Consider the following 24,904-nt stretch of genomic DNA (forward strand, 5'->3'; position numbering starts at 1 on the left):
TCGACGTCCTTCACCAGGGGCGGCTTGTCCTTCCAGCCTACCGTCGCTCGTACAGTGTTCGAGCAACGCAGTACAGCGTTCGAGACGGCTGATACGGTGTTCGAGAACATCGCACACCGTACGAACGGACGGTCATGTCGACCCCTCACCCCCGCCGCTGGTGGATCCTCGGCGTCTTGTGCCTGAGCCTGCTGGTTCTGGTCATCGACAACACGGTGCTCAACGTCGCCATCCCGTCGCTGATCCGCGACATCCACGCGAGCAGCTCCGACATCCAGTGGATCATCGACGCGTACATCCTGGTCTTCGCCGGTCTCCTGCTCACTGCGGGCAGCCTGTCCGACCGGCACGGCCGGCGCCGCGGCCTGATCATCGGCCTGGTCCTGTTCGGCGGGGCGTCCATCGTCGCCTCATTCGCCGGCAGCCCCGGTCAGCTCATCGCCGCCCGGGCGGCCATGGGAGTCGGCGGCGCCTTCCTCATGCCGGGGACGCTGTCCATCCTCACCACCGTCTTCGACGACGCGGAGCGCAAGAAGGCCATCGCCATCTGGAGCTCGGTCCTCATGCTCGGCGCGGTCGGCGGGCCCACCCTCGGCGGCTTCCTGCTGCAGCACTTCTGGTGGGGCTCGGTCTTCCTGCTGAACGTGCCGATCGCCGCCCTCGGCATCATCGCCGCGCTGCTGATCATCCCCGAGTCGCGCGGGCCCGCGGTCCGCCCGGACCTCGTCGGCGCCCTCCTGTCCATGGCCGGCATCACCGCCCTGGTGTGGGGAGTCATCAACTCGGCCAAGGACGACTCCTCCGCCGTCCAGACGTTCGGCGGGTTTGCCGTCGCCGTCGTCGCGCTCGCCGCCTTCGCCCTGTGGGAACGGCGCTGCCCGGAGCCCATGCTGCCGCTCGCCCTGTTCCGCGACCGGAACTTCAGCGGCGCGAGCCTGTCGATCGTCCTGCTGTCGTTCTCCGCCGGCGGCGTGCTGCTGGCGCTCACGCAGTACCTGCAGTTCGTGCTGGGGTACGGACCGATGAAGGCGGGGACCGCGCTCATCCCCCTCGTCATCGCCGCGATGGCCTTCAACGGCATCGGAGTGGTCGTCGACAAGAGGTTCGGCGCCCGGGTCGCGCTCGCCGCCGGGCTCGTCCTGCTGGCCGCAGGCTTCGCGGTGCTCCACACGATCGCTCCGGGCGACGGCTACCTGAAGCTCTCGATCGCCCTCGTGGTCATCGGAGCGGGCAGCGGAACGGCCGGGCCCGCCGCCTACGGCACGCTGCTGGCCGCCCTGCCCCCCGAGCGTGCCGGGGTCGGCTCGGCCGTCAACGACACCGTTCAGCAGGTCGGCCAGGCGCTCAGCGTGGCCGTCCTCGGCAGCGTCCTGACGGCGGCCTACACCTCCGCCATGCCGAAGGGCGTCACCGGCCCGGCCCGGCACTCGATCGGCGAGGCCCTGGCGATCGCGGCGGCACGCGACGACGCGGCTCTGGCCCGGACCGCGAAGGACGCGTTCGTCCACGCCATGGCGACCACGTCCATCGTCGGGGTGTTCGGCGGCATCGCCGCCGCCGTCCTCGCCTTCTCAGCGCTCCGCCCGAAACCTCCTGCGGAACCGGAGAAGACCCCGGAACCGGCCGAGAGCAGCGCGTGATCGCGCCGGTCCGACCTCGCCCCCGCGCGTGATGCTCGCCGAGTGCCGCCCCCGGCGGAGGCGGGGCGGCACCGGGAGCACGCGCGGGATGGATCAGGCGGTCAACCAGGCGACGGCATCCACACCACCCGGGAACACGCGCGCGATGGATCAGGCGGTCAGCCGGGCGACGGCGGCGTCGACGCGCTCGTCGGTGGCGGTCAGTGCGACGCGCACGTGGCGGGCGCCCGCCTCGCCGTAGAACTCGCCGGGCGCGACGAGGACGCCCAGCTCCGCCAGAGCCTTCACGGTGTCCCAGCAGGGCTCGTCACGGGTCGCCCAGAGGTACAGGCCGGCCTCGGAGTGGTCGATGCGGAAGCCGTACGCCGCGAGGGCCTCGCGGAGGGCGGAGCGTCTGCGGGAGTAGCGCTCGCGCTGCTCCTCGACGTGCGCGTCGTCACCGTAGGCGGCCGTCATGGCGGCCTGCACCGGCGCAGGAACGATCATCCCCGCGTGCTTGCGGACCTCGAGGAGCGCGGCGACCAGGGTCGGGTCCCCGGTGATGAACCCGGCGCGATACCCGGCCAGGTTGGAACGCTTGGACAGCGAGTGCAGGGCGAGCAGGCCGCTGTGGTCTCCGTCGCACACGTCGGGGCGCAGGACCGACACCGGCTCGGCGTCCCAGCCGAGCTCGACGTAGCACTCGTCGCTGATGACGATGGTGCCACGCGTCCGCGCCCAGGCGACGACCTTGCGCAGGTGCTCGGCCGGCAGCACCTTGCCGGTGGGGTTGGACGGCGAGTTGATCCAGACGATCTTCGGCGTCGCTTTTCCACCCCCGTGGCTGCGCCCCGCCACCCCCCAGGGGCCCAGCGAGAACAGGCCGTCGACGGCCCGGGGCGTCGCGCCGGCCAGCCGCGCGCCGACGTCATAGGTCGGGTAGGCCAGTTCGGGGAAGACGACGGTGTCGTCCGGTCCCGTGCCCAGCAGCGTGGGCAACCAGGCGACGGCCTCCTTGGTGCCGATGACCGGCAGGACCGCGGCCGGGTCGGCTGCGACGCCGAGCCTGCGGGTGAGCCAGCCCGCCACGGCGTCGCGCAGCGCGGGGGTGCCGTACGTCGCGGGATAGCCGGGCGCGTCGGCGGCGTCGATCAGTGCCCGCCGGACTACCTCGGGCGTCGGGTCGACCGGCGTGCCGACCGACAGGTCGACGATGCCGCCGGCATGCTGCCGCGCCTGCTCCTTGTACGGGGCGAGCAGGTCCCAGGGAAAGTCCGGCAGCGTCTTGATCATCTGTCCCCCAACGTTCGCGCGCCGCCTGCCGTTGACCGGCAGACGGCGCGCCTCAGCCTGTGCTGGACTCACGCGTCCGGGTACACCGGGCGCGGTGGGCTCAGGCGTCCTCAGCCTGCGGCGGCAGCGCCGCCACGATCGGGTGGTCCTTGTCGATCTTGCCGACCTTGGACGCACCACCCGGCGAACCCAGATCGTCGAAGAATTCCACGTTGGCCTTGTAGAAGTCCTTCCACTGATCCGGCGTGTCGTCTTCGTAGAAGATCGCCTCAACCGGGCACACCGGCTCGCACGCGCCGCAGTCGACGCACTCGTCCGGGTGAATGTAGAGCATGCGCTTGCCCTCGTAGATGCAGTCGACGGGGCATTCCTCGATGCATGCCTTGTCGAGCACGTCCACGCAGGGCTGCGCGATGACGTAGGTCACGTCCTACTCCTCAACGTCTGTGGCCATCGCCACGCTCGCAGCGGTGTCATTGCCTAGTATTGCCGCTGTCAGTCCACGCTTTCACCATGGGGGGCGTCACATCGCACCGCGTTTCTCCGCCCGGTATGTCATCGCGATAGCTCCCTCCGACATCGGACGTCGCGTGTCGATACGACGCCGTCTTCCCAGCGGAGGGTACAGCGACGTGGTCGGTGAGCTACAGGGCTGGGCTGACGGCCGGCTTACCGTGCGCCGCCGCGACGGCTCCGTGGCCGAGGTGGCCGAGGCGGAGCTGGTGGCGGGCAAGGTCGTCCCGCCGCCGCCCCCACGCCGGCCCGCCCGATCCTGACCCGCGGTCAGTAGCCTCCGACCGTTCAGTGCCACGCCGGCCCGCCCGATCCTGACCCCGCCGTCGGTAACCTCCAGCGGTTCAGCACCATGCCGGGCCGCCCGGTCCTGACCCGACGCTCAGCGGCCTCCGCGTTCCGCTCCCACCGGGCCGCCCGATCCTGACCCCCCGAGGTCAACCTCCCGCCGGGCCGCACGGCCCTGACCCCCGCCGCCCGCGACCTCCGGCCGTTCAGGCACCGTCGCGTCGCGCGGTCGTCAGGGCGTGGGCCAGTCCGGGACCTCCGTGGGCAGGTCCCGGCTGACCTTCATGGGGAATTCGGCCGGACGCTTCTCCAGGAACGACGTCACGCCCTCGGCGGCGTCCGGAGCGGAACCGAGCGCGTACATCAGGTGGGAGTCGGCCCGGTGCGCGTCCCACGGCGAGGGCGCGCCCAGGCCCGACCACATCAGCCGCCGCACGGCCGCGACGGCCACCGCCGAGGTGTTCGCGGCGATCTCCCCCGCGAGCGCGTAGGCCTCGTCCAGGAGCTCGTCCGCCGGGTGGACATGGGACACCAGGCGCCCGCGCAGCGCCTCGCCGGCATCGAAGATCCGGCCCGTCGCCGCCCACTCCATGGCCTGGGCAATGCCGACGAGGCGTGGCAGGAACCAGCTCGACGCGGCCTCGGTGACGATGCCACGCCGGGTGAACACGAAGCCGAACCTCGCGCTGTCGGCGGCGAGCCGGACGTCCATCGGGAGGGTCATCGTGACGCCCACGCCGACCGCCGGGCCGTTGATCGCCCCGATGACCGGCTTGAGGGACCGGGCGATCCGCAGTGCGACGGTGCCGCCGCCGTCGCGGGGAGTCCCGTCCTCGAAGGTGTCCTCGCCGCCGAACATGTCCCTCGCGGCCTTGTAGTCGAACGTCGAGCCGCCGCGCTCCAGGTCGGCCCCCGCGCAGAACGCCCGTCCTCGACCGGTGACCACGACCACCCGCACGTCGTCGTCCGCGTCGGCGCGGTCGAAGGCGTCGATCAGCTCGCCGCGCATCACGAGCGTGAAGGCGTTGAGCCGCTCGGGGCGGTCCAGCGTGATGGTGGCGATCCCGTCTGCGACGGTGTAGTCGATCTCGGTGTACGTCACTGCTGCTCCTCGCGCCCGCGGACGGTTACAGAATGGGATTCTAGAGACGCGTCACACCCCGCCTCCGGCGGACCGCGCATGGGCCGAGTCCTCATCGGCGGGGCAGCCGACGAGCGGCGGCAGTGCCGGAGCCAGCACCTCCCGGCTCCAGTCGGCCACGGTGCCGGCGTAGCCGTCGGGCGGAGCCACCTGCAGGATCGCGGCCGAGGCCGCCGTCAGCCGCGTGACGACCGGGCTGCCGTCCAGGAAGGGGGTGGCGCCCCAGAAGGCCCAGAAGTCGTCCGGCTCGATCTTGGGGTGGTCGTCGAGGCTGCGCGTGGGCCGTGCCGGGCGCTCCCTGCACCACCGCCACTGGTCGGTGAGCAACCGGGACGCGACCGCGCGCAGGAGGTTGAGCGCGGGCAGGTCCTGGGTGCAGGCGACCTTGTCGATCACGAGGTCCGGCAGGCCGAACCGCCGCAGTCCGAGCAGCGTGATGCGCAGGCAGGCGCAGGCGGTGACGTCACCACCGCCTGCCGTGCCGGGGCGGCGCGCCGCCTCGTCGACCTCGTAGCGCGTGCCGAACCACTGGTCGCCCATGCGGAACCAGCCGCGCTCGGCGCGCGCCAGCCCGTCGCGCAGGAGGACCTGCCGGGCCTGCGGGTCGATGAGGACGCCGCCCGTGGCGTCGGCGAGGGCCCGCGCCACGGCGCGTGCGACCTGCTCGCGGTGCGGCTGCTCGACGGTCAGCGCCTGGTGCACGAGCAGGATCTGGTGGGAGGACTCCCGGATGCGCCGCTGGTCCTCGTCGGAGGCCAGGACGTCGTCGAGGCGCCAGGTCGCCTCGCCTGCGTCGACGGTGAAGACGCCGAGCCGCGGGGTCTTGAGCGCCTCGATGGCCGGCTTGCGGAAGGGCTCGGGCACCCGCCACGGGACGACCGCGTAGGGGTCGGCCGGTGGCTCGCTGGTCGCGATCACATAGTGGGAGGTGACGACCTCGGGTACGGACAGCACGACGGGGGACATGACCGCCTCCTTGACGTTCGTGACGGATGGGCGCGCCGCGGCTCAGGCGGCCGTGCGACGGGGGGCCTCGGGGACGTAGGGCATGGCCAGGTCGACGATGTCGTTCCACCACAGGGCGGCGGGGGCGTCGAAGCCGGCGGGCGGTCCGGCGACGAGGTAGGGCAGGGCGTCGGCCCCCTCGGGCGGGGCGGGACTCAGGCGGACGCGCACGGGCGCACCGGCCACGCCGGCCGGCTCGGCCGCCCAGTAGCGCCACACGTCGGCGCCCTCCACCCACGTTTCGGGCGGGATGCGGCGCAGCCGCGCGCCGGGATGGCAGGCCAGCCAGGCCCAGTGCTCGTCGATGAGGCCCACGGCCAGGCAGCGCAGCAACGTGACGGCCGCGAACAGATTGCCGCCCGGGACGCCGGCGGCCTCCAACTCGGGGAACCCGAAGCGGTGCAGCCCGGCGGTCACCAGATGCAGCTCGCCCTCGTCCTCGCCGGTGACGAACGTCGCGAGCCAGTCGTCGGCCAGGCAGAACTCCGGGTGCTCGGCGCCGAACCGGAAGGCGTGCGGCAGCACCTGGTGGGACCACGCGTCGTAGACGACGCCGTCGCAGGCCTCGGCGACGACCCGGGCGATCTCGCGGGCGGCCTGGGCGTGCTCGGGCTGTGAGACGGGCGGGGCGTGCCCGGTGACGACGATGTGGTGGCGCGCCTTGCCGAGAAGGTGCGCCTCCTCCGGCCGCGCCCAGGCGGCGCCACCGATCAGGTCGGCGTATCCGGACTCGGCCGCGGGGCGGGCGCGGAACCTCAGGAGCGACGAGCCCAGCAGCTCGGCCGCTAACGGGAGCCGCACCCGGCCGCGTGCGACGGCCGCCGGGTCGTCGAGGGGATGAGCGGTGGCCACCACGAAGGGCGCCGCGACGGACTCGGGAACGGTCAGGTCGATCATCGAATGCCTCCGGGAATCGCTCTCCCGGCAAGCCTCGCCCGCCGTGCTCTCCCGGCGTAAGCCCCGTACACAGGTCTGTGGATAACCGCCGCCGGCGACGGCCGGCCCGTGACACGCACGTGACGCGAGTCACTACTAACGATCCAGGATTCGAGACGTTACGGCACATGAGAGTTTTGTCCTATATGTTTCGGCTCATGCAATGGGCCGTGGCGACGTACGACACCGCGTTCGGGTACGTCTCCGCGCACGGGGCGCCGCTGCTCGACCTGCTCGATCCTCAGCCCGACGAGCGCGTCATCGACCTGGGCTGCGGAACGGGCGTGATGACCATCGAGATCGCCGCGCGGGGCGCGGAGGTCCTCGGACTCGACGGATCGCTCGAGATGGTCAACGCGGCGCGATCGGAGCACCCTCACCTGTCCTTCGCCGTCGGCGACGCGCACACCTTCACGACCAGTGAGCGGTACGACGCCGTCTTCTCCAACTCGGCGTTGCACTGGATGGCCCGTGACCCCTCCGCGGTCATCTCACGGGTGCACGCCGCGCTGCGCCCGGGCGGGCGGTTCGTCGCGGAGATGGGCGGGGCGGGCAACTGCGCGGAGCTGATCGCGGCCGTGCAGACGGCATGGCGCGTCTTCGGGCTGCCCGAGCCGGAGCTGCCCTGGTACTTCCCCACCCCCGCCGAGTACGCCACCCGGCTGGAGGAGGCCGGCTTCGTCGTGCGGCTCATGGAGTACTTCGACCGGCCGACGCGCCTCGCCGACGGCCCGGACGGCGCCGCCGACTGGGTCCGGCTCTTCGCGCCGGAGCTGATCGCCGAGGTTCCCCCGGAGATCGCCGGTCCGCTCCTCGACCGGGTGAACGAGCTGGCCGCGCCCGCGCTCCGCCGTGAGTCCGGCTGGATGGCCGACTACGTACGCCTCCGGTTCGCGGCCGTGCGCAAGCCGGGCGGTGACGAGCTCGTCCAGCCGCCCGCCCCGCATGCGCCTCCCACCCCGAACGTGCCTCCGGCCCCGCACGCACCGCCCCCTCCGCACGTGCCTCCGGCCCCGCACGCACCGCCCCCTCCGCACGTGCCTCCGGCCCCGCACGCACCGCCCCCTCCGCACGTGCCTCCGGCCCCGGACTCGCCGCAAGTGCACCATCACGCGCCGCACGTGCCCTCGGATCTGCAGGCCTGAACGTCCCGCCCGCTCGCCCGTCCGGAGCTCTCCGGCCGCTCCTCCGGCCCATCCCCTCCGTGGAGAGCGGTCGGCTCGCCACGGTATGGGTAGGGTCGTTCGCATGCTGCGCCTGTACGACCCGGGAACCGCGCGCCTCGCGGAAGTTCTGCCGGTCCGCCCCGGAGTCATCCGGGTGGCCTGCGCCGAGGAGCTGCGGGCCCAGGTGGTCGGCGACCTGATCCGCCGTCTCGCCGGACGCCACCGGCTACGCGCGCTGGGGATCTGGAACCCCGTGCCCGAAGCGGCGGACCTGGGCGTACGCCCCGCCGAGATGTCCTCGGGAACGGCCGACGTGCACGTCGGGGAGACCGTCGGCCGCTGGTCCCCGGTGCCCTGGGACGGCCTCGACCCGCTCGCCGTGCGCCTGGCGCTCCTGGAGACCCACTACCGGGCGGACCTCTCCCATACCCGGGCGGACCTGACCTCGGCGGACGCCTCGCTCACCGCGTGGCGGCGTCGCGTGGCCGGCTGGGCCGAGTCCCCGGGGCGGCCCTCCGACCGCTCCTACGTGGCGGAGGCGGTCGCCCACCTGGACTCGGACCTGGACACCCCGGCGGCGCTGTCGTCGCTGTCCCGGCTCGCCGAGGACGACTCGGTCCCGCCCGGAGCGAAGTTCGAGACGGCGATCGAGCTCGACATGGTTCTCGGCCTCGATCTCGTCCGACTGGTCGGTCGTCTCTAATCGGCGATAAGGCCGCGGCCGATTCACCGGTTCTTGGGAACCTCTTTTCTTGCCTCTACCGTCTCAGTAAGCTCATGAGGTAATTTGCCCCGATGCCCGGGAATTGACGATGCGATTCCGCATGTGCGTCGGCCCACTGATCCTGGTGGGCCTGCTCACAGCCTGTGGAGGCCGTGCGGCCGGCGGCTTTCACCCCAGCGGGCAGGTTCAGGGGGACGACACGCCCACGACGTCCTCATCCCCCGATACGGAACCGCGGTCCGACGGCACGGCGGGTGCCACTGGTGTTCCGGTGAGCGGCGGTCCGGTCCCCCGGTCGCCGAGCTCCGCCCTCGCCGCCTACCGCGAGTATCAGCGGATGTACGAGCAGGCGTACGAGAGCAATGACACCAGCCGGCTCGACACGGTCGCCATGGACCCCCTCTTGTCGATCATCGACAAGGACGTGGAAAAGATCCAGCATCAGGGCGTCTTCTGGCGATTCCACAATGTCCTGAATCCCCGCGTTCAGGGCCGTACCAACGATGATTCGGTCGTCGTGATCCTCGACTGCGTTCGGACCCTCGGGGCGTACCGCTTCTCCGCCAGGACCGGAAAGCGGCTCGGCTCCTGGCGCGACGGCAGCCACCTGTACCAGGCGGTCATGCGCTACAGCGACGGCACCTACAAGATCTCCGATGCGACGGAGGGCAGAAAATGCTGACCAGACGATCCGGCCTCGCCGTTCTGCTGACCCTCCTTCCGGGCGCGGCCGTCGGCCTGGCGTCCGGCACGGCGTCCGCGGCCCCGATGTGCCTGCCGAACGCCTGCGCCCACAGCCACGTCACCCTCCCCGGCGGCGGAGGCGGCACGGGTGGCGGGGGCGGAGGCGGTGGAGGTGGCGGCGGCGACACGGGCCCCGGCCTCGGCTGCCCGACCGTGGGCGGCCAGCTGGTCTGCGCCCCGGGCGGCGCGGCTCCGGCGCCCGCCCCCCACGTCCCCACGATCGACGTCGCGTACGACGCCCGGAACAGGCTCGTTCTGCCCAGCCCCACCATCGGCACGGCGCCCAGCCCGCGCTCGTACATCAGGATCAGGACGGGGCTGTGGGTCACCGGGGCCGACATCGCGAACAAGACCGCGGACGCCCAGGTGCCGGAGCAGCACGTGGTGGTCACCGCCTCCGATCCCGTCGTGACGTGGGCCATGGGCGACGACGGGACGCCGGTCACCTGCGCCGGGGCGACGGCGGCCACCCCGGGCGACACCGACTGCGGCTACACGTACGAGAGGTCCTCGGCGAGCCGGCCAGGCGGAAAGTACACGATCACGGCCACCATCAGCTGGAACGTCACCTGGACCTGTGAGGGCGCGCAGTGCGACACACCCGGCGGGGTCTTCGGACGGATGAACGGCGTTCCCGGCGACCTCGCCCTCGCGGTCGGTGAGGTTCAGACCCAGTCTCAGCCCGGCTGACCGACGCCGCCTCCGGAGGTGCGACCGGTGTTCCCACGCGCACGCGTCCCTCTCGTCCTGCTCGCCGCCGGACTCGTCCTCGCCGGGTGCGGGGGCGGAGGCCACAAGACGGCGAAATCCGCCTCGCCCCCCGCCCGTACGACGTCGGTGAGCCCGTCGGCGGCGCCGAGCTACGCGCCGCCCCGCGTGGCGTCGGCGCTGCTGTCGGGCCGGGACGTCGACCCGCACGTCACGGAGCAGCCGCTGAGCACTCCGGCCCTGAAGGACCACGCCGTCCCGTCCTGCTCACTGTCGGCGATCAAGCCGTCGGGGAGCCCGGACGTGAAGGTGCGCGAGTTCAACACCAGCCGGTACTCCGGGGCGAACTTCGGGCAGATCTCACTGACCTACCCCGACGCCGCCGCCGCGACGGCCATGTTCGCGACCATCCGGGCCAAGGTCACGGCGTGCCCGGCGAAGAAGCACGTCCCGCAGAAGACCCTCCCCGGTCGCCGCATCGCCCTGGCCCACGACGACACCTGGCGCGCCTCGGACGAGACGACGCCCGGCTGGTCGCGCGTACGCGGCCTGGAGAAGTCGGTGTTCTCTCCGTCGTCCAGCGTCATCAACCTGATCTACCGGGTGTACGACTACGTGACCCGCGGCAACGTCGTCCTGGTGTCGATGTACTGGGAGCGCGTGGGACCGAAGGCCTCGGGGAACCCGGTCGAGAAGAAGGCGACGTCGCTGCTGACCAAGCAGCTGGGACGGCTGTCGTAGGCCCGTCCGCCGATCGCGTTCCCGGCGCCCTCAGTCGTCCGCCGGGAGCAGGCTGCGGGCCGCCACCACGATCCCGTCCTCATCGGCGTACAGCCACGCCCCGGGCCGGAACTCGGCGCCGCCGAAGACCACCGGCACGTCGACCTCGCCGACGCCGTCCTTGGCGCTCTTGCGCGGGTTCGACCCCAGCGCCCTGATCCCCAGGTCCAGCGCGCGCAGAGCCACGACGTCGCGGACCGCGCCGTTGATCACGACTCCGGCCCAGCCATGGGCGACCGCCGACCCGGCGATCATGTCGCCCATCAGCGCGGCGCGCAGCGAGCCGCCGCCGTCGACGACGAGCACCCGGCCCGCCCCCGGCGTCGCGAGCACCTTCTTGACCAGCGCGTTGTCCTCGCGGCAGCGGACGGTCGCCAGCGGCCCGGCGAACCGCGCCCGTGCCCCGTACGAGCGGAACTGCGTCTCGCAGGTGGTGAGCTCGGGACCGTACTCGTCGAAGAGATCAGCCGTCGTGAAGCTCATCCACCGAATGGTAATCAGCGGCGGATCAGGTGTCCGGCCCATCGGTCGGCCGGCCGAGCAGACGGGACAGGACGATCGAGGTCTTGGTCTGCACGATGTTCGGTTCGTTGCGCAGCCGCTGCAGGGCCTCTTCGAGGGCCTGGATGTCGTGGGCCCGCAGGTGGACCAGCGCGTTGGCCTCCCCCGTGATCGTGTACGCCGCCACCACCTCGGGATGCCGGCGAATGCTCGCGAAGATCTCGTCGGGGGACGTGCGGCCCGCGCAGAACAGCTCCACGAACGCCTCCGTGGTCCAGCCCAGGGCCGAGGGGTCGACGACAGCGGCATACCCCGTGATCACGCCGTCGTGCCGGAGCCGGTCCACCCGGCGTTTCACCGCGGGAGCCGAGAGCCCGACCTGGTCACCGATCTGGGCGAACGACGCGCGGGCGTTCTCCAGAAGGCACGCAACGATTCGCCGATCTATGTCGTCAAGACGCAATGATCAGACCCTTCAACGCGCATATCCGTTATTGGTGTTGCAGACACACCGACCTTACGCTGCGGGTGGTGTCTCACTTACCACTGGGCGCGACATCGGGCCCGCATTGCCAGGAGCACAACATCGATGACGATGCAGACCCTTGCCCGCGACGGAGCGGGCGTCTCGGCGGGGCAGCCGGCACGGACCTACCTGATGTGCCCGCCGACCTACTTCGACGTCCAATACGCGATCAACGCGTGGATGGACCCGAACACCCCGGTCGACCGTGACCGGGCCCTCCACGAGTGGGAGCGCCTGCGCGCGACGTACGTCTCACTCGGCCACACCGTGCACGTGCTGCCGCCCGTCCCGGGCCTGCCGGACATGGTCTTCGCCGCGAACGGCGCGACCGTCGTGGGCGGCATGGTGCTCGGCGCGAAATTCCGCCATCCCGAGCGCGCCGCCGAGGCCGACGCGCACCGGGCGTGGTTCGTCGGGCACGGCTACCGCCGCGTCCGGACGGCCGGCCACGTCAACGAGGGTGAGGGCGACTACGCCTTCGCCTACCGCGCGATCGTGGCGGGACACGGCTTCCGTACGGACCCGGCCGCGCACAACGAACTGCACGACGCCTTCGGGCTGCCGGTCGTCAGCGTGCGGCTGGTCGACCCGCGCTTCTACCACCTCGACACGGCGCTGTGCGTGATCGACCCGTTCACGGCGGCGTACTACCCCGGGGCCTTCGACGAGGACGGCCTGATCAAGCTCAAGACGCTGTTCCCGGAGCTGATCGAGGCGACCGAGGAGGACGCCCTGGCGTTCGGGTTGAACTCGGTCAGCGACGGACGCCACGTCATCGTCCCCGAGGACGCCACGACGCTGATCGCGCGACTCACCGAGCACGGCCATCAGGTCATCCCGATCGAGATGACCGAGCTGCGCAAGGCGGGGGGCGGCCCGAAGTGCTGCACCCTCGAACTACGCCCGTAGCTGGGACAATGGGACTCGGGAGATCCCGCGGGTCCGAAGAAGGAGCACTGTTGAACACGCAGGAGCTGCGGGCGCTGTCGGAGGAGCACAGCGCGCACAACTACCACCCGCTGCCGATCGTGATCGCCGACGCCGAGGGCGCCTGGGTGAAGGACATCGAGGGCAGGCGTTACCTCGACATGCTGTCGGCCTACTCGGCGGTCAACTTCGGGCACCGCCACCCGCGGCTGGTCGAGGCCGCGCGCCGGCAGCTGGACCGCGTCACGCTGGTCAGCCGGGCCTTCGACCACGACCAGTTCGGGCCGTTCGTCGCGGAGCTGGCCGAGCTGGCCGGCAAGGACATGGTCCTGCCGATGAACAGCGGCGCGGAGGCCGTCGAGACGGCGCTGAAGACCGCCCGCAAGTGGGGGTACGAGGTCAAGGGCGTGCCCGCCGAGCAGGCGAACATCGTCACGTTCGAGGGCAACTTCCACGGCCGGACGACGACGATCGTCAGCTTCTCCACCGACCCGGACGCCCGCAACTCCTACGGCCCGTTCACGCCCGGCTTCCGCACCGTCCCGTACGGCGACATCGAGGCGCTGCGCGCCGCCGTCGACGACAACACGGTCGGCGTGCTGATCGAGCCGATCCAGGGCGAGGCCGGCGTGAACGTCCCGCCGAGCGGGTTCCTCACGGCGGTGCGCGAGATCTGCACGGCCGGTGGCGCGCTGATGATCGCCGACGAGATCCAGTCGGGGCTGGGCCGCACCGGCACGACCTTCGCGGTCGAGCACGAGAACGTCGTCCCCGACGTCTACGTCCTCGGCAAGGCGCTCGGCGGCGGCATCCTGCCGGTCTCGGCCGTCGTCGCGGACCGCGACGTCCTTGGCGTCTTCAAGCCCGGCCAGCACGGCTCGACCTTCGGCGGCAACCCGCTCGCCTGCGCGGTGGCGCGCGAGGTCATCGCCATGTTGCGGACCGGGGAGTTCCAGGAGCGGTCCCGCACGCTCGGGGCGCACCTGCACGCCCGGCTCGGCGCGCTGCCGTCCGACCAGGTCCGCGAGGTGCGCGGGCGTGGCCTGTGGGCCGGCGTGGAGCTGAACGGCAAGGCGCGCCCGGTCAGCGAGAGGCTGATGGAGCGCGGCGTGCTGGCGAAGGAGACGCACGAGACGACCCTCCGGCTGGCACCGCCGCTGGTGGTGAGCCAGGAGGACCTCGACTGGGCCCTGGACCAGCTGGAGGCCGTGCTCGCGGAGGTGTGACGGTCCTTCCGGCCGACCGTCGGCGGAGGCCCGGGCCCTCAGGGTCCGGGCCTCCGCTTTGCCTCTTTGTAGCCCTAAATCGGATTGCAGCCGTCAGATCAGGGGCTTATAGTCCATCTGGATTATTCGGGACGGACGAGGAACGGGGCCCATGTCACGACCGCTCACGCCTCTCGGGCTCGCGGTGCTCAGCCTGCTCGGCAAGGAACCGATGCACCCGTACGAGATGCAGCAGCGCATCCGGGACTACTCCATCGATCACGTGGTCAAGGTCGCACACGGGTCGCTGTACCACGCGGTGGAGCGGCTGGCCCGCCAGGGCCTGATCGAGCCCGTCGAGACCACGCGGGAGGGCCGCCGCCCGGAGCGCACCGTCTACGCGATCACCGAACAGGGCCGCGACGAGGCCGATTCGCGCCTCCGGGAGTTCCTGCGTTACCCCCTGGAGGAGTACCCGATCTTCGACATGGCGCTGTCGTTCCTCGGGTGGCTGCCGCCGGAGGAGGCCGCCCAGCTGCTCGACCGCCGGGCCGTCCGGCTCGAGGCGAAGCTGGCGGCGCACGACACGGTCATCGCCAACCTGATGAAGCAGGGCCTCGAACGCGTACAGCTGATCGAGCTCGAGTTCTGCAACGCCCGGCTGCGCTCCGAGCTGGAGTTCGTCCGTGCGCTGAGCGATGACATCAAGAACGGCCGGATGACGTGGCGGCCCCCTGGCCGCACCAACGGGGAGAACAACGACACATGAGAAAATGGCACGGCAACCCCTGGGCGATCCTGGTGACGCTCAGTCTCGGGTTCTTCATGACACTGCTGGACCTCACGATCGTGAACATCGCGATGCCCAGCATGATCGACAAACTGCACGCGTCGCTGGACGCGGTCCTGTGGGTGATCAACGCCTACGTCCTCGTCCTCGCCGTCCTGCTCATCACCGCGGGCCGGCTGGGCGACCTGCGCGGCCAGCGGAACCTGTTCATCGCCGGGGTAGCGATCTTCACCCTCGCCAGCCTGCTCTGCGGAATCTCGCAGAACGCCGCCGAGCTCATCGCCGCCCGCGCGGTCCAGGGCCTGGGCGCGGCCCTGCTGATGCCGCAGACGATGGCGATCATCATCGCCACCTTCCCGGCCGAACGCCGGGGAACCGCGCTCGGCGTCTGGGGCGCGGTCGCGGGCATCGCGACCATCGCGGGGCCGACGCTCGGCGGCTTCCTGGTCACCGCGTTCGACTGGCGGTGGATCTTCTTCGTCAACCTCCCCATCGGCGTCGTCGTCCTCGTGCTGGCGTTCGCCGTGATCCCCGGCGTACGCCTGGAGCGCACCCACCGGCTGGACATCCTCGGCGTACTGATCGCCACGGCCGCTCTGTTCTGCCTCGTCTTCGCCCTCACCGAGGGCCAGCGGTACGACTGGAACGGCGTCATCTGGGGCCTGTTCGCGGCGGCGGCCGTCCTCTTCGCCGTCTTCCTCGTGCAGCAGCGGACCCGCCAGGACCGCGAGCCGCTGGTGCCGTTCGTGCTGTTCCGGGACCGCAACTTCACGATCATGAACCTCGTCGGCGCGATCGTGTCGATCGGAATGATCGGCGTGTTCCTGCCGCTGACCATCTACCTGCAGTCGGTGCTCGGCTTCAGCGCCCTCAAGGCGGGCCTGGTCCTGGCGCCGTCCTCGGTCGTGTCGATGTTCCTCGCGCCGGTCGCCGGCCGGCTGTCCGACAAGATCGGCGGCAAGTACATCCTCATGGCCGGGCTCACGCTGTACGGGGTGGGCATGGGCTGGATCGTGTTGATCGCCGGCGCCGACACGCACTGGCCGGCGTTCATCCCCGGGTTGATCGTCGCCGGGCTCGGCATCGGGGGCGTGTTCGCCCCGATGGCCACCGAGGCGATGCGCGGGGTCGACCCCCGGATGGCCGGTGCGGCCTCCGGCGTCAACAACACCACCCGGCAGATCGGTTCGGTGGTCGGCAGCGCCGCCGCGGGCGCGATCCTGCAGAACCAGCTCGCCTCCCACCTCCGCGACGAGGCCGTGAAACGCGCCGGACAACTCCCCGCCCAGGCGCGCGCCCCGTTCGTCGACGGGTTCAAGAAGGCCGCCAAGGGCGGCCTGGAGGTGGGCGCCGGGCAGACCGGCGCGGCGCAGCACCTGCCGCGCAACCTCCCCCAGCAGGTCGTCGACCAGATCACCCGGGCCGCCCAGAGCGTGTTCACGCACGGCTACGTCGACGCGATGAAGCCGACGATGCTCCTGCCGATCGTCATCGTGTTCATCGGAGCGGCCTCGTGCCTCGCGGTGCGGGGCCTCCGGGGCAGCACCGCCGAGCGCTCCCCCGAGACGGTGGAGGCGACCACCGGCTGACCCGGGGCGGCGGGAGCGCGCGCGTCCGCCGGGCGTGCGCGCTTCCGCGCCGCGGAGCTTGGAGCTCGCGCGGAACGGGCGTCGGATCAGGAAGCGGCGCGAGCCCGGCGGTCCATTCCGCGCGAGCTCTCAGTCCCTCGGCGCCGGAGCGGACGGGACGCCGCGCAGCATCCAGGGCCGGGACGAACGGGTGGCCGCGATCGCGGCGACGGCGGCGATCGACCCGCCGAAGATGAAGATGTACCCGGCGGCGGTTCCGGTGACGACGAGGTCGCCCTCCGGGCGCCGGCTCGACAACAGGACGACGACGATCAGCCAGGGCACGGCCACCGTGGCCACGCCGAGCCTGCTCTCCATCGCCCACCCGGCGAAACGGAACGCCGCGAAGTCGGCGGCGGCCAGGAGGATGGCGGCCACCGGGACGCTCCCGGCCGTCCAGGAGAACTCGAACGATCCCACCAGGCCGAGGAGCACGCCCAGCACGACGAACAGGCCGTACGCGACGCCGGTCACCAGACCCGGCTCGCGCGGCGGCTCCTGAGGGGCGTCAGGGCCCGTCCATTCCTCCACAGCCGGTCAGGCTACCGGGTCGCCGAGACCGGACTCACGGCCGTCCTCACCGGGCGGCCCCGGCTCCCCGGCGAGCAGCGTGTAGTACTCCACGCCCGGCAGCGGCTGCCCGACGTCGTTCGACAGCGCGAAGTACGGCGGATCGACGGTGATCTGCGTGCGGTGCGCCCGCATCGCGGCCACCTTGGCCGGCAGGTGGTCGCGGGCGTCGACGCGCGTGGTCACCTGCTCGTCCGGCACCCCGAAGCCGAAGTCGGCGACCGACCGGACCCGCTTGAACGGCCCCCGGCCCGCCGCCTCCTCGAGCTCGGACAGGGGGACCGCGGTGGCGTAGAAGCGCGAGGGCCGCCACGGCGCGCCGACGCCGAAGGACGGGTCCGCGGCCCGCTCGAACGCCCGCCACGCGACCCGGTGCGCCTGAATGTGGTCCGGATGGCCGTAGAAGCCGTTCGCGTCGTAGGTGACGACGACCTGCGGGCGCACCTCGCGCATGATCGCGACGAGCTCGGCGGCGGCCTCGTCGACGTCGGCGCGCCAGAAGCATCGCGGATGGTCGTTGGACGCCACGCCCATCATCCCGGAGTCGCGCCAGCGCCCCGCGCCGCCGAGGAACCGATGGTCGCTCACGCCGAGCGCCGCGCACGCCCGTTCGAGCTCACCGACGCGGTACGCCCCCAGCGCGTCACCCTCCAGGTGCCGCAGCTCCTCGGGGATGACCTCGCCCTCCTCACCGCGCGTGCACGTGACCAGGCAGACGTGGGCACCCTCCGCGGCGTACTTGGCCATGGTCGCCCCGGTCCCGATCGACTCGTCGTCCGGATGGGCGTGCACGAACAGGATGCGCAGGTCGGCCATGAGCGGACACGCTATCCGGCGGGCCTGGACGCCTGGCCACCCGGTGTCTTACCACCGCCACCGCCATCGCCGCCGTCGCCGGTTCCGCCGGTGCTGCCTCCGGTGGGCTTCGTGCCGCCCGTCGGCCCGCCGGTCGGGGTCGAGCCGCCGCTCGGCTCGCTCGAGGGCTCGCTCGTCGCCGTCCGCGTGTGGGTGGGGGTGTGCGTCGGTCGCGGCCGGGTGTAGGTCGGCTCGGGCCGCGAGGTGTCCGGAGCGGGCTGTTCCGGCTGCCCGGTGTCCGACGGCTCGTTGGAGCTCTCGACGCTCGGCACCGGTCCGTGGTTGCCGGAGGTGTCGGCGCGGTGCCCGGCCGCCCAGACGATCATGGCGACGATCCCGACCGTCAGCACGAGACCGGCCACCGCCGCCAGCAGCATCCGGGAGGACACGCCCTGGCGGGAGGCGCCGCCCGGATGCGTCACCGCGGCGTAGTGCGGCATGGTCGGCGCACCGGCGCCCGCACCCATCGCCCCCGCACCCGCCGCGCCCGCGCCCATGGTGCCCATCGCCCCGATGCCACCGGCGCCCGCGACCGTCGGCGCCGCCGGGGTGACCGGTGAGGTCGGGGCGGCGCCGGCGAACCTCGTCTCGGCGAACGCGGCGCCCTGGTCGAGGATCGCGGTCTGCGGACCCCCGGCGGCGACCGGACCCGCCGGGGTGACGCTCTCCTCGCCGAGCAGCCGCATCAGCAGCTGCTGGGCGGTCGGCCGGGCGGCCGGGTCCTTGGCCAGGCAGCCGGCGACGATGCCGCGCAGCGGCTCCTGCATCGAGCCGAGGTCCGGCGGCTCGCTCAGGATGCGGTTGATCACCGCCATCACGGTGTCCTGCCCGAACGCCGCGGTGCCGGTGGCGGCGTACACCATCGTCGAGCCCCAGGCGAAGATGTCCGCCGCCGGGGTGATCTCCCGGCCGGCGAGCTGCTCGGGCGCCATGTAGGCGGGGGTCCCGATGGCGGAGTTGGTCATCGTCGCGGCCGTGTCGAGAGCCTTGGCGATGCCGAAGTCGATGACCCGCGGCCCGTCGGGACCGATCAGGACGTTCTGCGGCTTGAAATCGCGGTGGACGATGCCCGCCTGGTGGATGGCGACGAGCGCCGTGACCGTGCCGATCGCCAGCCGCTCCAGCTCGGCGCCGGAACGCGGGGACTCCCCGGTGACGAGCTGCTGCAGCGACGGCCCGGGGACGTACTCGCTGACGATGTAGGGCCGGTCCCCGTCGACGTCGGCCTCCAGGACCTGCGCGGTGCAGAAACGGGCGACCCGCTTGACGGCGGCCAGCTCCCGCAGGAACCGGCCACGTGCGGTGTCGTCCTGGGCGAGGTCGCCGCGGAGCAGCTTGATCGCCACCGGGTCCCCGGAGGCGGAACGGCCGAGGTAGACGGTCCCCTGGCCGCCCTCACCCAGGCGACCCGTTATCTCATACGACCCCAGCCGGTCCGGGTCGCCGGGCTGCAGGGGACGGGCGTCGGGCATCAACACTCCTGGGGGAACGGCTCATGGACATGAACAGTCTTCCGCATGACCGGCGGGCTTGCACGGAGCATTCACGTCCTGCTGGCAGGATCGAGGCATGACGACGAGCTTTCCCCGGCAGAGCGCGCGTACACGGCGATTCACCCTCGGAGCACCGCGCGGTTTCCAGGTCTCCCCTGACGGTTCACGTGTCGTGTTCCTCCGCACACGAGGCGGTACCGACCCCGTCACGTGCCTGTGGACGCTCGACGTCCCCCGCGACGGCGGGGAGGCGAAGGAACGCCTCATCGTCGACCCGCGCGGCCTCGACCTGCCCGGCGAGGAGGACCTGCCGGCCGAAGAGCGGGCCCGCCGCGAGCGCGCCCGCGAGCAGGCGGGCGGGGTCGTCACGTACGCCACCGACGACCGGCTGACGCTCGCGGCGTTCGCGCTGTCCGGGCGGCTGTTCGTCACCGACCTCGACGCGACCGTCCGTCCGCTGGACGCCGCCGCCGTCCCGTCCTTCGACCCGCGCCCCGACCCCTCCGGGACGCGCGTCGCGTACGTCTCCGGCGGTGCCCTGCGCGTCATCGAGGTGGCGACCGGAACGGACCGGGCGCTGGCCGAACCGGACGGCGAGCAGGTGTCGTACGGCCTCGCGGAGTTCATCGCCGCCGAGGAGATGCAGCGCATGCGCGGGTACTGGTGGGCGCCCGACGGCCGCGCGATCCTGGCCGCCCGCGTCGACGAGTCGCCGGTACGCCGCTGGCACATCGCCGACCCCGCCGACCCGGCGGCGCCGCCCCGTGAGGTCGCCTACCCGGCCGCCGGCACGCCCAACGCGGACGTCTCCCTCGTCATCCTCGGGCTAGACGGCGGCCGGCAGGCGGTCGAATGGGACCGTGAGGCGTTCCCGTACCTCGTCACCGCCCGCTGGGACTCCCGCGCCGTCCTGCTCGTCGTCCAGACGCGCGACCAGAAGACGATGCGGATCCTGGAAGCCGACCCGTCGACCGGCCGGACCACGCTCGTCCGCGAGGACACCGACCCGGTCTGGCTGGACATCGTGCCCGGCGTGCCCACCCGCACCGGGAACGGCGACCTGGTGTGGGTCTCCGAGGACGGGCACGAGGCGCGCGGGCTCATCGTCGGGGACGAGCGGGTCACCCCCGACGACCTCCACGTGCGCTCGGTGCTCGACGTGGACGGCGACACGGTCCTGTTCACCGCCTCCGACGAGCCCACCGAGGTCCACGTCTGGGCGTACGGTCCCGGCGGGCCGCGCCGGCTGAGCGACGGCGCGGGCGTCTTCGGCGCCCGGCGACGCGGCGGCACCACCGTCATCGCCGGCAGCCGGCTCGACCGGTTCGACGCGGAGACGACGGTGCTGCGCGACGACGCGCCCGTCGCGCGGATCGCCTCCCACGCCGAGCAGCCGTCCCTCGACGTCGGCGTCACCCTGATCCGCGCCGGCGAGCGCGAGCTGCGCACCGCGGTGCTGCTGCCGACCGGGTACACGGGGGACGACCCGCTCCCGGTGCTGATGGACCCCTACGGGGGGCCGCACGCCCAGCGCGTCCTGGCCGCACGCCGCGCCTTCGCCGAGCCGCAGTGGCTCGCCGACCAGGGGTTCGCGGTGGTCGTCGCGGACGGGCGCGGCACGCCGGGCCGGGGACGTGCCTGGGAGCGCGCCGTCCACCGCGACCTCGCCGAGCCTGTCCTGGACGACCAGATCGTCGCCCTGCGCGCGGCCGCCGAGCGGTTCCCCCTCGACCTGTCGCGGGTCGGCATCCGGGGCTGGTCGTTCGGCGGATACCTCGCCGCACTGGCCGTGCTGCGCCGGCCGGACGTCTTCCACGCGGCGATCGCCGGGGCACCGGTCACCGACTGGGCCCTGTACGACACGCACTACACCGAGCGTTATCTCGGGCATCCCGGCGAGGACCCGGAGCCGTACGAGCGGTGCGGCCTGATCGGCGCCGTGTCCGGTGGGGAGCCGCCCACGGATGTGACACGGCCGCTGCTGCTCATCCATGGGCTGGCCGACGACAACGTCGTCGCCGCGCACACCCTGCGCCTGTCCTCGGCCCTCCTGGCCGCGGGCCGGCCGCACTCCGTCCTGCCGCTGTCCGGCGTCACGCACATGACGCCGCAGGAGGTCGTCGCCGAGAACCTTCTGCTCCTTCAGATCCGGTTCCTGAAGGAGGCGCTCGTGTGACCGTTGCCCCGACGGCCCGTAAAGGGCACCATTCTTCCGACGGTGCGACCGGCACCCCGACCCCCGACGAGACGTGAGCGCGATAATCGAGCACTCCACCTCGGTCGTTCCCGGCGACGGCAAGCTAGAGATCCTGCTGATCGAGGACGACCCGGGCGACGCCTTTCTCTTCGAGGAACTCCTCGACGAGGAACTCCCTGACGCCCATATCCTCCAGGCGCGCACGCTCCGGGAGGCCCGCGAGCGGCTCCACCCGGGCGTCCACTGCGTCGTGGCCGACCTGTCGCTGCCCGACGCCGACGGGCTGGACCTCTTGCGCCAGGTGCTCGACATGGCCCCGCGCTCGGCGGTCCTGGTCCTCACCGGCCGCAGCGACGCGGCGATCGGCGTCGCCGCGGTGGCCGCCGGAGCCGAGGACTACCTGGTCAAGCACGAGGTCGACGGGCCGCTGCTGGCCCGCGCCATCCGCTACGCCCTGGAACGCAAGCGCGCCGAGGACTCCGAGCGCCAGCTCATGGAGGCCGAGCTGCGCAGCGAGGAGAACGCCCGGCTCGAGCTCGGGCTGCTCCCCGTGCCGCTGATCGACGACCCGGGGCTGGACCACCACACGCGCTACCGCCCGGGCCGGGAGCGCGCCCTCCTCGGCGGCGACTTCTACGACACGGTGCAGACCTCCGACGGGTCGGTCCACCTCGTCATCGGCGACGTCTGCGGGCACGGCCCGGATGAGGCGTCGCTCGGCGTCCGGCTGCGGATGGCCTGGCGCACCCTCGTCCTGGCCGGGCACACCGGGATGGACCTGCTGAACACGCTCGACACGGTCCTGTGCCACGAGCGCTGGTCCGAGGAGATCTTCACGACGCTCAGCATGGTCACGATCGCGCCGGACCGGCAGAGCGCGCGCTTCCGCATGGCGGGTCATCCCGCGCCGCTGCTGTTCGGCGACAGCGCGGCCGTGGCCCTGCCCGACGACGCGTACGGCCCGGCCCTCGGCCTGTTCCCCGGCTCCGAGTGGCCGGCCGCGGAGATCCGGCTGACCGGCCCTTGGGCGCTCATGCTCTACACGGACGGGCTGATCGAGGGCCGCATCGGCGGCGGACCGGACCGTCTCGGCACCGAAGGGCTGGTCGAGCTGGCGTCCGGGGCACGCGCCCAGGGGCTCAGCGGAGACCTGCTCATCGACCACCTCGTCGCCGAGGTCGAGTCGCTCAACGGCGAGGCGCTCACCGACGACCTCGCCGTCGTGTTGCTCTCCGGAAAGGTCCCCCGGTGACCACCCCTCAGGTACGCCGCCCGCGCCACGCACCGACCCTCCACGTCGACGCGGAGGGCGTACCCAGGTTCGGCATCGGCCACTGGTACGGCCTCGGCATCGTGCTTCTGCTGCTCGCGGTCGTCGCCGTCGGCGCCACCATCGGGATGGCGGTTCAGGACGGTTCCAAGGCCCGTTCCGCGCTGCTCCGGAACGTCGACCCGGCCGTGCTGGAATCCGGCCGGCTCAGCACCTCCATCTCGGCGGAGGTCGGCGCGGTCCGCGCGTACACCCTGACCGGGGACGCCACCGGTCCCGCCGACTACCGGCGCGCCCAGACCGAGACCACCGCCGCGGTCGCCGAGATGACGCGACTGCTGCGGGACACTCCCGACGCCGCGCCCGCCCGTGCCGCGCTCACCGAGGTCGGCTCGCGGCTGGCCGCCTGGCGGCACGACTACGCCGATCCGGTCGTCACCAAGACGGGCCAGCCGTCCGCCGCCTCCGGTGAGCAGCGGTTCAGCGCGGTCCGCGACGCGATCGCGACCGAGCGCGCCCGCCTCGCCGAACTGCAGCGCCGGTCCGCCGACCGGTTGAACGACCAGGTGGAGCGGCTCTACGAAACGCTGATCGGCGGCGCGATCGTGCTGGTCGTGGGCGCCCTCGGGCTGACCCTGCTGATCCGGCGCACCGTGCTACGCCCGGTCTCCGCGCTGACCGGCCAGATCCGCCGCGTCTCCCAGGGCGACCTGACGCATCCGCTGCAGGTCTCCGGGCCGGCCGAGATCGCCGAGCTCGCCGCGCACGTCGACGCGATGCGCAACCACATCCTGGAGGAGTGGCGGAAGGCGGCCGAGGCCCGCGCCAAGCTCGACGAGCAGACCCAGGAGCTGCGCCGCTCCAACGCGGAGCTGGAGCAGTTCGCCTACGTCGCCAGTCACGACCTGCAGGAGCCGCTGCGCAAGGTGGCCAGCTTCTGCCAGATGCTCGAACGCCGCTACTCCGACGTTCTCGACGACCGGGGCCGGCAGTACATCGACTTCGCGGTCGACGGCGCCAAGCGCATGCAGTCGCTCATCAACGACCTGCTGAACTTCTCCCGGATCGGCCGGGTGAACCGCGACATGACGGTCGTGAAATGCGAGACGGCGCTCGAGGGCGCCCTGGACAACCTGGGACTGGCCCGCTCGGAGGCGGACGCGGGCATCACCTGGGACCCGCTGCCCGACGTGATGGGCGACGCGACGCTGCTCACCCAGCTGTTCCAGAACCTCATCGGCAACGCGATCAAGTTCCGCAGCGATGACCCGCCCCGGGTGAACATCACGGCCCGCCGCGACGGCGACTTCTGGGAGTTCGCCTGCAGCGACAACGGCATCGGCATCGACGCCGTGTACGCCGACCGGATCTTCCTCATCTTCCAGCGCCTGCACCCGAAGGACGAATACACCGGGACCGGCATCGGTCTGTCCCTCTGCAAGAAAATCGTCGAATACCACGGCGGGCGGATCTGGTTGGACATCGAGCCGGAGCAGCAGGGGACGACGATCCGGTGGACGCTGCCCGCCATCGACGACGACAGCGACGACAGCACGGAGACCGCCGAAGAATGAACGACGTGATCGCGCGCCCCATCGAAGTGCTCCTCGTCGAGGACGACCCCGGTGACGTCGTGCTGACCAAAGAGGCGTTCGCCGACAACAAGGTCAGCAACAAGCTGTCGATCGTCGGCGACGGCGAGGAGGCGATGCGCTTCCTGCGGCGCGAGGCCGACTTCGCCGACGCGCCCCGCCCCGACCTCGTCCTCCTCGACCTGAACCTGCCCCGCAAGGACGGCTGGCAGGTGCTGGAGGAGATCAAGGCCGACGAGAGCCTGCGCACCATCCCGGTGGTCGTCCTCACCACCTCCGAAGCCGAGGAGGACATCCTCCGCAGCTACCGGCTGCACGCCAACGTCTACGTCACCAAGCCGGTCGACTTCGACCAGTTCATCAAGGTCGTCCGCCAGATCGACGACTTCTTCATGAGCGTCGTCAAGCTCCCCCGCTCCTGACGAGGGCGGCC

25 protein-coding genes are annotated in these 24,904 nt (G+C 72.0%); 15 read left to right on the forward strand and 10 right to left on the reverse strand.

The features are described 5' to 3' along the window. Positions 1-134: 134 nt before the first annotated feature. Entirely contained in the window at positions 135-1,640 is a 1,506-nt protein-coding gene (locus NE236_RS16415; RefSeq protein WP_252842852.1) for an MFS transporter, read from the forward strand. Positions 1,641-1,790: 150 nt separating this feature from the next. On the opposite strand, the gene dapC is transcribed toward NE236_RS16415, so the two are convergent. Together dapC and fdxA are read right to left on the reverse strand one after the other, a co-directional pair. Continuing rightward, the gene (gene dapC / locus NE236_RS16420; protein WP_289850493.1) at positions 1,791-2,912 is read right to left on the reverse strand and encodes a succinyldiaminopimelate transaminase; all 1,122 of its coding nucleotides are present in this window, start codon (positions 2,910-2,912) and stop codon (positions 1,791-1,793) included. 100 nt (positions 2,913-3,012) lie between these two features. After that, positions 3,013-3,339, reverse strand: coding sequence for a ferredoxin (gene fdxA / locus NE236_RS16425; protein ID WP_252842853.1), 327 nt, complete (start codon positions 3,337-3,339; stop codon positions 3,013-3,015). A 43-nt stretch (positions 3,340-3,382) separates the two neighbouring features. Between fdxA and NE236_RS45490 the strand changes: the two genes are divergently transcribed. Then, complete coding sequence (locus NE236_RS45490) at positions 3,383-3,688, forward strand: putative acetyltransferase (RefSeq protein WP_443612859.1); 306 nt, start codon at positions 3,383-3,385, stop codon at positions 3,686-3,688. Positions 3,689-3,945: 257 nt separating this feature from the next. On the opposite strand, the gene NE236_RS16435 is transcribed toward NE236_RS45490, so the two are convergent. From NE236_RS16435 to NE236_RS16445, 3 genes are read right to left on the reverse strand one after another with little or no spacing between them, the layout of a single operon-like run. Continuing rightward, positions 3,946-4,815 (reverse strand): enoyl-CoA hydratase-related protein, encoded by an 870-nt coding sequence (locus NE236_RS16435; protein ID WP_252842854.1) that lies wholly within the window; start codon positions 4,813-4,815, stop codon positions 3,946-3,948. A gap of 51 nt (positions 4,816-4,866) precedes the next feature. Beyond that, positions 4,867-5,820 (reverse strand): hypothetical protein, encoded by a 954-nt coding sequence (locus NE236_RS16440; RefSeq protein WP_252842855.1) that lies wholly within the window; start codon positions 5,818-5,820, stop codon positions 4,867-4,869. A gap of 42 nt (positions 5,821-5,862) precedes the next feature. Beyond that, positions 5,863-6,756 (reverse strand): hypothetical protein, encoded by an 894-nt coding sequence (locus NE236_RS16445; RefSeq protein ID WP_252842856.1) that lies wholly within the window; start codon positions 6,754-6,756, stop codon positions 5,863-5,865. 197 nt (positions 6,757-6,953) lie between these two features. Here NE236_RS16445 and NE236_RS16450 point away from each other — a divergent pair, with 197 nt between their 5' ends. The 5 genes from NE236_RS16450 to NE236_RS16470 all read left to right on the forward strand — a co-directional run bounded on the left by NE236_RS16450 (position 6,954) and on the right by NE236_RS16470 (position 10,878). Beyond that, positions 6,954-7,940: a class I SAM-dependent methyltransferase gene (locus NE236_RS16450; RefSeq protein ID WP_252842857.1), complete on the forward strand. Its 987-nt coding sequence runs from the start codon at positions 6,954-6,956 to the stop codon at positions 7,938-7,940. Between the two features lie 103 nt (positions 7,941-8,043). After that, a complete protein-coding gene (locus NE236_RS16455) occupies positions 8,044-8,664 on the forward strand; it encodes a hypothetical protein (protein ID WP_252842858.1) in 621 nt (206 codons plus the stop codon). Positions 8,665-8,956: 292 nt separating this feature from the next. Beyond that, the gene (locus tag NE236_RS16460) at positions 8,957-9,367 is read left to right on the forward strand and encodes a hypothetical protein (RefSeq protein WP_252842859.1); all 411 of its coding nucleotides are present in this window, start codon (positions 8,957-8,959) and stop codon (positions 9,365-9,367) included. Next, positions 9,361-10,119 (forward strand): hypothetical protein, encoded by a 759-nt coding sequence (locus NE236_RS16465; RefSeq protein ID WP_252842860.1) that lies wholly within the window; start codon positions 9,361-9,363, stop codon positions 10,117-10,119. Before NE236_RS16460 ends, NE236_RS16465 begins: the two co-directional genes overlap by 7 nt. 27 nt (positions 10,120-10,146) lie before the next feature. Continuing rightward, on the forward strand, positions 10,147-10,878 hold the full coding sequence (locus NE236_RS16470; RefSeq protein ID WP_252842861.1) for a hypothetical protein: 732 nt from the start codon (positions 10,147-10,149) through the stop codon (positions 10,876-10,878). A 30-nt stretch (positions 10,879-10,908) separates the two neighbouring features. Here the strand turns inward: NE236_RS16470 and rraA are convergent, their stop codons facing one another. Both rraA and NE236_RS16480 read right to left on the reverse strand, forming a co-directional pair. Then, complete coding sequence (rraA, locus tag NE236_RS16475) at positions 10,909-11,400, reverse strand: ribonuclease E activity regulator RraA (protein WP_252842862.1); 492 nt, start codon at positions 11,398-11,400, stop codon at positions 10,909-10,911. A 25-nt stretch (positions 11,401-11,425) separates the two neighbouring features. Further along, a complete protein-coding gene (locus NE236_RS16480; RefSeq protein WP_252842863.1) occupies positions 11,426-11,881 on the reverse strand; it encodes an Lrp/AsnC family transcriptional regulator in 456 nt (151 codons plus the stop codon). 126 nt (positions 11,882-12,007) lie between these two features. Between NE236_RS16480 and ddaH the strand changes: the two genes are divergently transcribed. From ddaH to NE236_RS16500, 4 genes are all read left to right on the forward strand, one after another. Beyond that, positions 12,008-12,853: a dimethylargininase gene (gene ddaH, locus NE236_RS16485; RefSeq protein WP_252842864.1), complete on the forward strand. Its 846-nt coding sequence runs from the start codon at positions 12,008-12,010 to the stop codon at positions 12,851-12,853. 8 nt (positions 12,854-12,861) lie between these two features. Further along, complete coding sequence (rocD, locus tag NE236_RS16490; RefSeq protein ID WP_252842865.1) at positions 12,862-14,097, forward strand: ornithine--oxo-acid transaminase; 1,236 nt, start codon at positions 12,862-12,864, stop codon at positions 14,095-14,097. Positions 14,098-14,248: 151 nt separating this feature from the next. After that, positions 14,249-14,845, forward strand: coding sequence for a PadR family transcriptional regulator (locus NE236_RS16495; protein ID WP_252842866.1), 597 nt, complete (start codon positions 14,249-14,251; stop codon positions 14,843-14,845). Then, the gene (locus NE236_RS16500) at positions 14,842-16,455 is read left to right on the forward strand and encodes an MFS transporter (RefSeq protein ID WP_252842867.1); all 1,614 of its coding nucleotides are present in this window, start codon (positions 14,842-14,844) and stop codon (positions 16,453-16,455) included. The genes NE236_RS16495 and NE236_RS16500 overlap by 4 nt, the downstream gene beginning before the upstream one ends. Before the next feature lie 129 nt (positions 16,456-16,584). Here the strand turns inward: NE236_RS16500 and NE236_RS16505 are convergent, their stop codons facing one another. Genes NE236_RS16505 through NE236_RS16515 form a run of 3 tightly spaced genes read right to left on the reverse strand, consistent with a single transcriptional unit; the run spans position 16,585 to position 19,391 of the window. After that, the gene (locus tag NE236_RS16505) at positions 16,585-17,025 is read right to left on the reverse strand and encodes a DUF6113 family protein (protein ID WP_252842868.1); all 441 of its coding nucleotides are present in this window, start codon (positions 17,023-17,025) and stop codon (positions 16,585-16,587) included. A gap of 6 nt (positions 17,026-17,031) precedes the next feature. Next, positions 17,032-17,880 (reverse strand): N-acetyl-1-D-myo-inositol-2-amino-2-deoxy-alpha-D-glucopyranoside deacetylase, encoded by an 849-nt coding sequence (mshB, locus tag NE236_RS16510; protein WP_252842869.1) that lies wholly within the window; start codon positions 17,878-17,880, stop codon positions 17,032-17,034. Positions 17,881-17,891: 11 nt separating this feature from the next. After that, the gene (locus tag NE236_RS16515) at positions 17,892-19,391 is read right to left on the reverse strand and encodes a serine/threonine-protein kinase (protein ID WP_252842870.1); all 1,500 of its coding nucleotides are present in this window, start codon (positions 19,389-19,391) and stop codon (positions 17,892-17,894) included. A gap of 97 nt (positions 19,392-19,488) precedes the next feature. Here NE236_RS16515 and NE236_RS16520 point away from each other — a divergent pair, with 97 nt between their 5' ends. From NE236_RS16520 to NE236_RS16535, 4 genes are all read left to right on the forward strand, one after another. Beyond that, positions 19,489-21,588 carry a S9 family peptidase gene (locus NE236_RS16520; RefSeq protein WP_252842871.1) on the forward strand — a complete coding sequence of 700 codons (2,100 nt, stop codon included), beginning with the start codon at positions 19,489-19,491 and terminating at the stop codon, positions 21,586-21,588. A 73-nt stretch (positions 21,589-21,661) separates the two neighbouring features. Then, a complete protein-coding gene (locus NE236_RS16525; protein ID WP_252842872.1) occupies positions 21,662-22,861 on the forward strand; it encodes a PP2C family protein-serine/threonine phosphatase in 1,200 nt (399 codons plus the stop codon). Next, the gene (locus NE236_RS16530; protein WP_252842873.1) at positions 22,858-24,453 is read left to right on the forward strand and encodes a sensor histidine kinase; all 1,596 of its coding nucleotides are present in this window, start codon (positions 22,858-22,860) and stop codon (positions 24,451-24,453) included. The genes NE236_RS16525 and NE236_RS16530 overlap by 4 nt, the downstream gene beginning before the upstream one ends. Then, positions 24,450-24,893, forward strand: coding sequence for a response regulator (locus NE236_RS16535; RefSeq protein WP_252842874.1), 444 nt, complete (start codon positions 24,450-24,452; stop codon positions 24,891-24,893). Before NE236_RS16530 ends, NE236_RS16535 begins: the two co-directional genes overlap by 4 nt. The last annotated feature ends 11 nt before the right edge of the window (positions 24,894-24,904 follow it).

It is taken from the genome of Actinoallomurus purpureus, assembly GCF_024055795.1.
GTDB lineage: Bacteria > Actinomycetota > Actinomycetes > Streptosporangiales > Streptosporangiaceae > Actinoallomurus > Actinoallomurus purpureus.